Below are 10,860 nucleotides of genomic sequence, written 5' to 3' on the forward strand. Positions count from 1 at the left end.
TTATACCGTCTCTTCCTTTCCTTCCTCTTCTATCCCCAAATACCGCTTCAAATCATCTAAATTGGCCTCAGCAAGCCTTCTTCCGTCTTCATAGAGGGATTCCAGCTTCCGCTTATCCTGTTCCGTTCTTTGCACGGTTACATGCTTATCCGGGCGTATGACAAATATCCGGCCTTCTGCCTCCAGCTGATCAATCTCTTCCTGCATCCGGTTATACCGTTCTGGCACATCCTGAAGAGCCTTTAAAAGCTTTGGCAGCGGTCCAAAATACCGCTCATATCCCTTTTTCGTCCATTTATCAAGAAGAGGCTTCCGATACCCCTTCTCTCTGGTAAGAATCACCACAACCTTTTCATATCCAAGGTCTATGGCTCTTTGATAGGCTACTGGCATAGAACAGCCTCCATCCAGATACTTCTTCCCATTCACAGAAATCATACTGGACAGAACCGGAATACTGCTTGAAGCTTTTACGGCACTGATAAAATCCTCACTGGTGCTTTTTTCAAAGTACTCCGGCTTTCCAGTCTTACATCTGGTGGCGACCACCTCAAAAATCTGCCTGGAATTGTTAAATGTATCATAATCAAAGGGAACCAGGGTATCGCTTAATTCCCCGAATAAAAAGTCAAAGTTAAATATGGAACGGTTTCTTACCATGTTGCGGAAGCTTAAAAACCGTTTGTCTCTCACGTAATCCAGATTGACTCTGATGGTCCGGCCCGATTGTTTGCTGATGTAGCTCATACCCGACATGGAGCCGGCAGAAACGCCGTTTACATAGGATAATTCTATCTCCTGTTCAATTAATACGTCTAAGACTCCGGCTGTAAAAACGCCGCGAAGGGATCCTCCCTCCAAAACCAATGCTCCTTCTGTCATCTTTTATCACCTCGACTTCTATTCTATTGCATTTCTCCCATCCGGTCAATCCCTTTTAAAGTCTAGGCAAACTGACTCTGGTACAGATTGTAGTAAGCACCCTTTAAGGCTAAAAGCTCTTCATGGCTTCCTGCCTCCATAATATTTCCCTGGTCAATGACAAAAATCCGGTCTGCTTTCCGTATGGTTGATAAGCGATGTGCGATGATAAAGGAAGTTCTACCTTTCAGTAATGCATCGATTCCCTTCTGTACCAAAAGCTCGGTATGAGTATCAATGCTTGAGGTCGCCTCATCAAGAATCAGGATTCCCGGCTTTGAGACCATGGTTCTTGCAAATGCAAGAAGCTGCCTCTGGCCGATGGAAAGACCTGCCCCTCTTTCGCTGATGACCGTATCATATCCCTCATCAAGCTTCATGATAAATTCATGGGCACTGACTGCCTTGGCTGCCTCAATAATTTCTTCTTCCGCAGCATCAAGACGGCCATACCGGATATTATCGCGGATGGTACCGGAAAAGAGAAAATTATCCTGGGTCATGATGCCCATCTGGCTTCGTAAGCTGTTTAAGGTCACATCCTTAATCTCATGACCGTCAATGAGGATTCTCCCTTCTGTGGCTTCGTAAAAGCGGCTGATTAAGTTAACAATCGTAGTTTTACCCGCTCCTGTAGGCCCTACCAGTGCAATGGTTTCCCCTGGTTTTATAAGGAAATTCACATCGCTTAATATCAGACGGTCAGGCTCATCGCTGTATGCGAAGGAAACGTTTTTAAATTCTACTTCTCCATTTAACTCCGGAAGCTCTTTCGCCCCCTCCTGGTCTACGATTTCTGCCTCTGTATCAATGATATCAAAGATGCGTTCTGCCGCAGTGATGTTGGTGGTCAGCTTATTGTAAAAGTTGGCCAGATTACGGATAGGACTCCAGAACATGGCTATATAGGTGGAGAATGCAAGAAAGGTACCGATTCCCACTTGTTCCACGCCGATGATCTTAATTCCGATGAAGTAAAGCAGGAAGCCACCAAGTCCCCAGGTGATTTCTACCAGAGGCCCAAAAGCATCTGCTACAAGTACCGCATCCATAAAAGATTTGTAGTGCTGGTTCACCAGATCATGGAACACATTTTTTGTTTCCTTCTCCGCTGCATAGCTTTGTATAATGCGGATTCCAGACAGATCTTCATGAACGTATGCATTTAAGTTAGACGTCTTTTTTCGATAAATCTGCCATCTCCTATGTACGGTTGTTTGAATCAGAAATAGTCCGATTGCAAGGATTGGAAGCGTAAGAAGGGCAGCCATAGCCAGCCGGTAATTCTTAATCAGCATGATAACTGCTACGCAGATGACTGTTAATAAATCAGGTATGAGCTGAGTCACACTGTCTGATAATACATCCTTTAAGGAATTCACATCCCCAATGATTCTTGCCAGTATTTTTCCGGTCGGGCGGCTGTCGAAAAAGCCGAATCCAAGGGTCTGGATATGCTGGTATAACTCTTCCCTGATCGTTAAAAGCACTTTATTGGATACTTCTGCCATAAGACGCATCCGGATCTTGGTTCCTGCAAGAAACAATAGGAACAAAATCAGTGCTCCACCTCCAAGCCTTAAAAGCCCTTTCATATCCTTTTGGGCTACACAGACATTGATGGCATATTCCATAATCAGGGGGGCCATCATGCTTATGGCAATGGTTCCTGCCATAATAAATAAAACGATGGTAATCTGCTTTTTATAATCCAGTAAATACTTAAACATCCGAAGCATGGTGTCTTTTTTTAGGACTGCCTTCTGTTCTTCATCTATTCTGCTGGAATTGACTGCCATGTTACTTCCTCCTCTCCGTATTGAACCTGATATGTTTTATAATACTGTCCCCTCATGTTCATCAGCTCTTCATGGGTTCCTCGCTCTATAATCCTTCCTTCAGAAAGAATCAGGATTTCATCTGCATTCCGTACTGCAGAAATCCGGTGAGCAATGATAATTTTAGAGCTTTTATTCAGCTTTGACAGATGAGCTTCAATCTCTCTCTCTGTTTCCATATCAAGAGCTGAGGTGGAGTCATCAAGAATCAGCAGAGGACTTTTCTTTGCAATTGCCCTTGCAATGCTGATACGCTGCTTCTGGCCTCCGGAAAGGCCTACTCCTCGTTCTCCAATTACGGTATCATACTGCTCCGAAAGCTTAGATATAAAGTTGTGGGCTTCTGCTGATATGGAAGCCTGCTGGACAATCTCCCATTCCGTGGCATCCTTATTTCCTGTTTTAATGTTTTCCGTAATGCTGTCGGAAAAGAGAAATACATCCTGCATAACCACAGAAATCTGACCTCTCAACAGGGACAGAGGCAGCTCCCTCACATCCACTCCGTCAAGCAATATCTTACCGTCCGTAACATCGTAAAACCGCTGAATCAGATTGACGATGGAGCTTTTTCCAGAACCGGTAACTCCCATGATTCCAAGAGTCTTTCTCTTGGTTAAAGAAAAGGCAATATCCTCAAGAATTTTCTTTCCATCAAGTTCAAAGCTTACATGGTCAAAAACAAGATCACCATTAATATGTTCCGGCCACACGGGCTCTTCGGCATCCTTGATTACCGGCTTTTCATCCATGATTGCCTTGATCTTTTTGTTGGAGGCCATGGCTGCGGCTAAATCGTTGCTCAGCCAGCCTACCATTTCCATGGGCCAGATAATGTTATTGGCATATTCGGAAAATGCACCTAATTCACCGATGGTCATTTTCTCATAAATAACAAGGATTCCTCCGATTACAATTACCGATATCATAAGGATTTTAGACAAAAATGAGATATTCGGCTGATAGCGAATGAGAAGCTTTGCCTGTTTCATGTTTAAGTCATAATATTTCTTATTGTGCTTTCTAAACTTGCCGATTTCATATTCTTCTCTGGCAAAAGCCTTTACCGTACGAATCCCAGCAAGATTTTCCTGAGCTACGGTATTTAATTCTGCCGTCTGTTCACTGATCTTATCATACACTTCTCCAAGACCGTTCTCCATCTTAATGGCATACCAGGCTATGAGCGGCATGATAGCCAATGGTACTAATGTAAGCACCGGACTGATGCGATACATGCAGACAAGCACAATAATCGTATGTATGGTACATTCCAGAACCAGCATTCCTACGAAACCGAATGCGTTCCAGATTCGTTCTGCGTCATCTTTGATTCTTGCCATCAATTCCCCGGTGTTGTGGCCATCAAAGTAATCCATAGATAAGGTCTGTATATGATCGAATAAATCCTTTCTCAGACCGCTTCCTATCCCCGCCGCAGCATAGTCAAAAATAAATTCCTTGGTGTACTGGAAAATCGCTCTTCCAAATCCGATTCCGATAAGTCCTAACAGCAGGTTCATCAGAATCTGCATATTACCGCCCACGATTACATCATCAATAATATGCTTCGTGATCTGGGGAGACATTGCATCGAGAAAAACGCTGATGAACATCGCGGTGATTGCAAGGACATACAGGAAACAATACTTCTTTAAATACTTCCACAGATTTTTCATACTTCCTCCTTTAAACATTTTTAAACTTGTTAATTTCTGCCCAAATATAGAAAAAAACCGAAAAAAACAGCGCAAAGCGGTCTTTTTCGGTAAATTCTCAAAAAAATAACCGCAGCCCATACAGACTGCGGTTCATACACATAAAGATACTCCTGTTAAGAGTCTATGATCCCTTGCTTATTACATGCAGAGATCTTCTATGTTCGATGAGGCAGACTGAATGAATTTCATATTAACTACAACATTGCCGATTCCTTTAAATTTAATTCCGTTGTTCATGTTTCTCATAGCTTCTGCCTCCTTTTCTTAATTTAATAAATATTATCAATCACTAGAATACTGCCAATATTTTCATTTGTCAAGTTATTTATGAACATTTAGATAATTTAATCTAAACCAGATACAGTTTCTTCTTTGCCCTTATGGCTTCCTTCCATTTGAAGCAATCATTGATATGAAGCATCATATGGCGTGTGGGAGGCATTAAAAGGAGTCCGGCCACATCTTTACCGCCCCAGTAGTCAAGAAGCCACTTTGAGTCCTCTTCATCCGTTACTCCGCCCTCCAGCCTTATTTTTTCTATAGCCTGAGGGGTGACCTTCCTAACCATATCTCCTGGTCGTAAGTCTGATACAATCTGTCTCGTTCTCATTCCAACAGCTGACCGATAACGTAGTAATTCTTCTATTACCAGGCTTTTGCTTAGATTCATGATACCGTTATCATCTAAGGCGTTACCAGAGTCTGTAATGGGAGCTTTCATTCTTTGCTTCCAATCCTCGTTAAACAGCTGTTCTCCTTCTGCCACCAGGATTCCCATGGTCAGATCTTCAATTCTTGCAATATGCCAGACCACCCATGCTATGGTTTCATCCTTGCTGGTAGGCATTACAGAATATTCCCATGTCTCTAAATCAGCGAACAATTGGTCGACTTCATTTCCCCCTTCTTTTGATATATTCGAAAGGTGCAGCTTTTTATGTATGTCCAGGAAAAGAGTTTTTGCCTCCTCTATCTTGTCCTTCTTTCGAATGATAGAATTTAATTCCTTATGACTTTCACTCAAACCTTCTCCAAAATACTTCATAAGCTCCTCCTCAATTACTGCACTGGAACAACTGCAAAAAATATAAGGTCCTTATCACCAGTATTAATTAAGCTGTGGGTATGTCCCTTAGGGCAATAGTGGCAAACCCCTGGAGATACAGCTTCCTCTCCCCCGTCATATATAACGGTTCCTTCTCCTTCCAGTATGTAAAAAATCTCACTGCTGGTATCGTGGGTATGCATTCCAATGGATGCACCCGGGACCAGTCTACCCTTTTGTATCTTGTTAAGCTCATCCAAATACATCCTGGTGTTGAATTCTTTTTCTCCCCCGTTAAAATGAGGAAGTACTTTTTCTTCTGTCTCATCAAAATGAATGATCATGCCTTCTCCTCGCTCTCTCCTTGTATCCCGTGCTTGCCGGGTGATAGCATATTTCTTCTATCAAATTACCACGCAGGCAAAAGAAAAACAACCCCTTCACAGGATTTTTAATAAAAGAAAGCAGGCAAAGTGTTTTTTGTAAAACAACATTGCCTGCCCATTCATAGTTATCTTTTTTCGATGATAAATTCTGTAATAAGTTCTTCTTCACCGCTGATGCAGTATTCTGGATGAACTGGTGCTCCCCAGCTGTCATCACCGCCTACACCTCTCATGGCACCTAAGATGTTTACCACGGTATAACGCACTGCCGGAAGGTCTTCTCTGTGAGTCGCTGATTCCAATTCTTCCGCCGTATATGGCAGAACAGAGACATCAAAAGGCTTATTTACTGCCCGGAAGCCAATGGAATGGCCTTCCATATCGGATACCTTCAGCCAGCGGACCTCCGTTCTGTTGCCGCATTCCTGGGGCACCAGATACCGGGATATATTGTTTTCCGGAGTATCCTTATAGATTCCAAGCCTTGCGCCCCTGTTACGGTCACTGTAATTTTCCTCCGGTCCTTTGCCGTACCAGGCAAATTTCTTTACTGCTTCCGGAGTAATCAGTCTCAAACCAAAGGCAGGAAGCTGAGGAAGCCCTTTTTGTCCCTGGTATACGGCCTTAACCTGAATGGCACCGCTTCCATCTACGAGATAAGTGACCTTTGTCGAGGATTTGGGAACAGTGGATAATTCATAGAGATAAGATACTTTTATGAAACCATCTCCCTCCTCCACTTCACAGTTCTTATTATCGTAGCGATAAAACCGTCCTGCGCCATACCAAACAGAACTGTTTACAGAGAATTTATTGCCTTTATCATTGTCCGTAGTAGCTCTCCAGTATACCGGCATCACAGGTCTTCCAACCCATTCCTTACCATCATAGACCAGGGAAACAATGCTTCCTTCCTGTCTGGAGAATAATACCCGAAAGCCTTCTCCAAAGACTCCGATGTTGACGTCACCATAAATCACCTTCAATGGCTCTTTGAAAGAGTTTTCTGTCTTCCCTTCTACCAGATAAACATTCTCTCCAAAGGAAATCTCAAATCCGGCATCAGCCCATAAGGTATCCTGTTTTAACAGGGCGGAGACCTGACGTACATATTCTCCTGGCTCTGTAAACTCCGGAACTTCCACATAAATCAATTGTGTTTGCAGGGGATCGACTTCTGCAAAGAAGCTCTTCTGGAATACAAGCTCTCCATCCTTTAACACGGTGTATACAAACTCCAAATCAGAAGTGTCTGTAAACATTCTTCTGTTTTCTATGGTTGCGCCCTTAGGATCAGGAGTGAGGCGGATATCCTGATACAGATATTTAACCTCCTGGGCCTTGGGTGATTCGGTTCGGTCTGCATATACAATACCATTGCCACAGAAGCTGTAATCCGTGGGCCGGTCTCCAAAATCGCCGCCGTATGTCATGTGCTCTTTTCCATAGGCGTCCTTCTTCATCAGAGACTGATCCATGTAATCCCAGATAAAGCCGCCCTGGTACATGTCATACTGATCTTCTAATTCTGTATACTTGTGCATTCCGCCCAGAGAATTTCCCATGGCATGCATATATTCACAAAGAATAAATGGCTTTTCCGGATCGCCTTTTAAGTATTCTGAGACGTCAGATGCGGTTGCATACATACGACTTTCCATATCACTGATCCTGTCATATTCCCGGTTGTGGAAAACGCCTTCATAGTGAACCAGTCTTCCCGGATCCCGCTCTCTAAAGAAATCAGCCATTGCAAGAATGTCTTCTCCCGCATAGGACTCATTTCCACATGACCAGATCAGTACGCTTGGGTGGTTCTTATCCCGTTCCAGCACGGACTTTGCACGGTCCACAACGCATTCCTTCCATTCCGGAAGATTGCCCGGTACATTCCAGGAAGGTTCCACAGCACCCATCTTCTGCCAGGAGCCGTGACTTTCTAAATTCGCTTCATCAATGAGATAGATTCCATATTCATCACAGAGCTCATACCATAGACTCTGATCAGGATAGTGGCATGTACGCACGGCGTTGATATTGTGGCGTTTTAAGAAGCGGATATCCCACATCATATCTTCTTTGGTAATGCTCCGCCCTCTTCTCACATTAAACTCATGACGGTTGATGCCTCTAAATACGATTCGTTTTCCGTTTAGATGCATGATACGGTCTTTCATCTCGAAGCGCCGGAACCCTATTTTCTGAGGGATGACTTCCCTTACGCTGCCCTGATCGTCGGTAAGCACGAATGTCAGTTCATAACGATAAGGATCTTCTCCGGACCATAAACGGGCTTTTTTCACGCAGGTAGTAAATTCTACGTCCCTTTTTGCCGGGACAGCGTCCCATTTGGTAACTTCTACCCCTTCCCCATCCCTCAAAATGGCAGAAATGGTTCCGCTTATTCCTCCAGTGAGCTTAAGCTCTGCCCGTAACAGGCCATCCTCGTAATCATCGGAAACATCTCCGTGAATAAAGATATCTTCTACATGGCATTCCGGTATTGCATACACATAAACATCACGGAAAATACCGGAAAACCGGAAGAAGTCCTGATCCTCAATCCAACTGGCGCTGCTTCTTTTATATACCTCCACGGCAAGACGGTTGGTACCTTCTTTTAATGCATGTGTAATTTCAAACTCAGATGGGGTGAAGGAATCTTCTCCATAACCGATAAAGATTCCGTTTAGCCATACATAAAAAGCGGTCTCTACTCCCTGAAAGGATATAAACTGACGTTTTCCCTTAAGTGGCGCTTCCAGCTCAAAATCTCTTAGATAACTGCCCACCGGGTTGTTGCTTTTATCTGTAAACGGCGGACGGATATCTGCCAGTCCATCCCATGGGTACATGGTGTTAATATACTGGCATTGACCGTATCCGTTTAATTCTATATGACCTGGCACCTCAATGGTACCAAATTGGTCCGCTGAAAAATCGGCTTTATAAAAGTGTTCTACCCTCTCTCCTGGATTGTCTGCATAGGAAAATTTCCATATGCCATTTAACGACTGACGAAGCCTCATTTCCCCAAATTCCGCTTCTTCTGCAGATTCATAATAACAATGATCGGAATGGGCCTGGATACGATTTACCGCAAAAACCTGCGGATCCTCCAGCCATTCCAGCTTTGCTGTTTTCAGTTCCATAAAGAACCCCTCCTTTGATTCAAACTGTGGTTCCATTATAATCCACATAAGGAAAAGACGCTACCTTATTTTCAAATTTAAGTGTACCGATTCATGGATTACATATAGGTTTCTACTCTGGTCTCCAGACGTATGGGTTCCCCTTTTTTTATCCGGTAAACCACTGCCGGAATGGACGCGTTAGGATAAAGCACATTGGTGTTTGGATCTGCTTCAATGACAATGCCTTTTGCCTCCGGACCTTTCCCGGAAACGTGGCAGCCCTGCTTGTTATAAGACACAGAGGATTTCGTTCCTTCTGCCCTTTGCTCATAGCCTTCCGTGAACTTTTCAACGGAAAAGCCACAGTCATATGCCATGCAATCGTACTGGCTTTCTATCTCATGGATTCTTTCATGACCATATTCTTTGGGAACAATGGTGGTCGTTACTGTTATGCCCGGAAACGGATGCCAGCGACTGATTACACGATCTTCCAATACCTCATAGGAATCACTATATTTTCTCACAAAAACATAATCATCTCCGTCAATGACAAAGGCAAGGGATGAATCCGGTGCATTTTCATGAAGTATGATCTGGCTTCTTGCAACAGAGAATCCAAATCTGGTGGAATAGGCAAATTTAGAGTATTTTTCTGGTACATGACCGTGTCCGTACTTCTCACAAACGCCTGCCGGATAGGAAATAACATCACTGCCGTGACGATGCATCAGCATATCCGCCTGCTTTAACAGCTTTATTTCAGAAAGGGGAGGAAGTTCCTTTGCTTCAGCCTTCCAGAAGGGGTGATCATCAGGAAGGGCGAGACATAAGAGTATCTTCATTCCCCAGTAGGGAGAACCTGGCGCATTGTACCGTTCCGCCATTATAAGGTTTGGGTAGCTGTAGCCAATGGTTAAGACTCCATCCCGGTCAAACATCTTTTGATCCATCCACCAGCTTATATGGCGGCTGATGATTCCTTTTACAACACCTAAGGGAATATCATCAAGTCCTGCAAATACGTAGGCCGACCAGAAAGCTGCTTCCCCAAAACGATAGGAAAGACTTCTTCCGTATGGAAGCGCGGCACCATTTTTATCAAACCAGTAAAGGAAGTCTCTGGCAAATAAAACAGCCCGTTCTTTAAAACGAAGACACCGGTCAGGGTCATCCTCTTCCATGGCCTTAGCATAAATCAGCCCATAGTAATGAAGGGCAAAGGAAATATAATAATCCTTTTGACTGGAACCGCCATCCCGGTACCAGCCTTCTCCAGTATAATAGCTTTCTATTTTCGAAAGGCCAGACTCCAGCCGTTCCTCGTTATAGCGGCGGCCAAGTTTCTTTAAGGCTACATTGACTAATATCATGAAAAACTGCCAGTTGCAGTCTGGGATTATATGTTCATTGATTCCGTAAAGCCAGTTTGCCAGGTTTTCTTTACCCGTTTCACCCAAAGGCTCCCATACTTTTTCAGGGGTAAAGATAAGACCGCATGCAATAGCCGCCATCTCCACAAATCTCTGGTCATAATCCCCGAATCCTCCCCAATATTCCGGATGATCTGGGTCTGTACCATTCTTAAGTCCTTTTTGGTATATCTCTTCAAATCCCGTTCCTCCACCAAACCAGAAAGGCACCAATGCCCATAAGGGACGGGAAAATGCTTCCATCTCTATACTGGTCTTTGGATAGGTAACACCGCTGTCTCCCAGGTGAAGCCTTGCACAGCCACGGCTGTACAATGGCTTCAATGGGTTTAAGACCTGGAACATCCACTGAGAAAACTCCTGCTTTGTATCAAGTTTCATA

The 10,860-nt window shown here is 43.8% G+C and carries 7 protein-coding genes; all 7 read right to left on the reverse strand.

Features of this window, described 5'->3' with window-relative positions; all coding sequences use genetic code 11:
- On the reverse strand, positions 1-882 hold the full coding sequence (locus tag OW255_RS12245) for a patatin-like phospholipase family protein (protein WP_268114248.1): 882 nt from the start codon (positions 880-882) through the stop codon (positions 1-3).
- Between the two features lie 62 nt (positions 883-944).
- Entirely contained in the window at positions 945-2,720 is a 1,776-nt protein-coding gene (locus tag OW255_RS12250; protein WP_268114249.1) for an ABC transporter ATP-binding protein, read from the reverse strand.
- A complete protein-coding gene (locus OW255_RS12255; protein ID WP_268114250.1) occupies positions 2,696-4,438 on the reverse strand; it encodes an ABC transporter ATP-binding protein in 1,743 nt (580 codons plus the stop codon). The genes OW255_RS12250 and OW255_RS12255 overlap by 25 nt, the downstream gene beginning before the upstream one ends.
- 391 nt (positions 4,439-4,829) lie before the next feature.
- Entirely contained in the window at positions 4,830-5,525 is a 696-nt protein-coding gene (locus OW255_RS12260; RefSeq protein ID WP_268114251.1) for a DinB family protein, read from the reverse strand.
- A gap of 14 nt (positions 5,526-5,539) precedes the next feature.
- A complete protein-coding gene (locus OW255_RS12265) occupies positions 5,540-5,869 on the reverse strand; it encodes a cupin domain-containing protein (RefSeq protein WP_024835650.1) in 330 nt (109 codons plus the stop codon).
- 167 nt (positions 5,870-6,036) lie between these two features.
- Positions 6,037-9,063, reverse strand: a complete 3,027-nt coding sequence (gene lacZ, locus OW255_RS12270; protein WP_268114252.1) for a beta-galactosidase, LacZ type — start codon at positions 9,061-9,063, stop codon at positions 6,037-6,039.
- A gap of 98 nt (positions 9,064-9,161) precedes the next feature.
- Positions 9,162-10,859, reverse strand: a complete 1,698-nt coding sequence (locus tag OW255_RS12275) for a DUF2264 domain-containing protein (RefSeq protein WP_268114253.1) — start codon at positions 10,857-10,859, stop codon at positions 9,162-9,164.
- Between the last annotated feature and the right edge of the window lies 1 nt (position 10,860).

Origin of the sequence: Lacrimispora xylanolytica (assembly GCF_026723765.1) — a bacterium.
GTDB classification, from domain to species: Bacteria; Bacillota; Clostridia; order Lachnospirales; family Lachnospiraceae; genus Lacrimispora; species Lacrimispora xylanolytica.

What these genes read in the sequence shown, in the direction of transcription:
- OW255_RS12245 (WP_268114248.1), bottom strand. Translation starts at nt 882, where the DNA reads ATGACAGAAGGAGCATTGGTTTTGGAGGGAGGATCCCTTCGCGGCGTT.
- OW255_RS12250 (WP_268114249.1), bottom strand. Translation starts at nt 2,720, where the DNA reads ATGGCAGTCAATTCCAGCAGAATAGATGAAGAACAGAAGGCAGTCCTA.
- OW255_RS12255 (WP_268114250.1), bottom strand. Translation starts at nt 4,438, where the DNA reads ATGAAAAATCTGTGGAAGTATTTAAAGAAGTATTGTTTCCTGTATGTC.
- OW255_RS12260 (WP_268114251.1), bottom strand. Translation starts at nt 5,525, where the DNA reads ATGAAGTATTTTGGAGAAGGTTTGAGTGAAAGTCATAAGGAATTAAAT.
- OW255_RS12265 (WP_024835650.1), bottom strand. Translation starts at nt 5,869, where the DNA reads ATGATCATTCATTTTGATGAGACAGAAGAAAAAGTACTTCCTCATTTT.
- lacZ (WP_268114252.1), bottom strand. Translation starts at nt 9,063, where the DNA reads ATGGAACTGAAAACAGCAAAGCTGGAATGGCTGGAGGATCCGCAGGTT.
- OW255_RS12275 (WP_268114253.1), bottom strand. Translation starts at nt 10,859, where the DNA reads ATGAAACTTGATACAAAGCAGGAGTTTTCTCAGTGGATGTTCCAGGTC.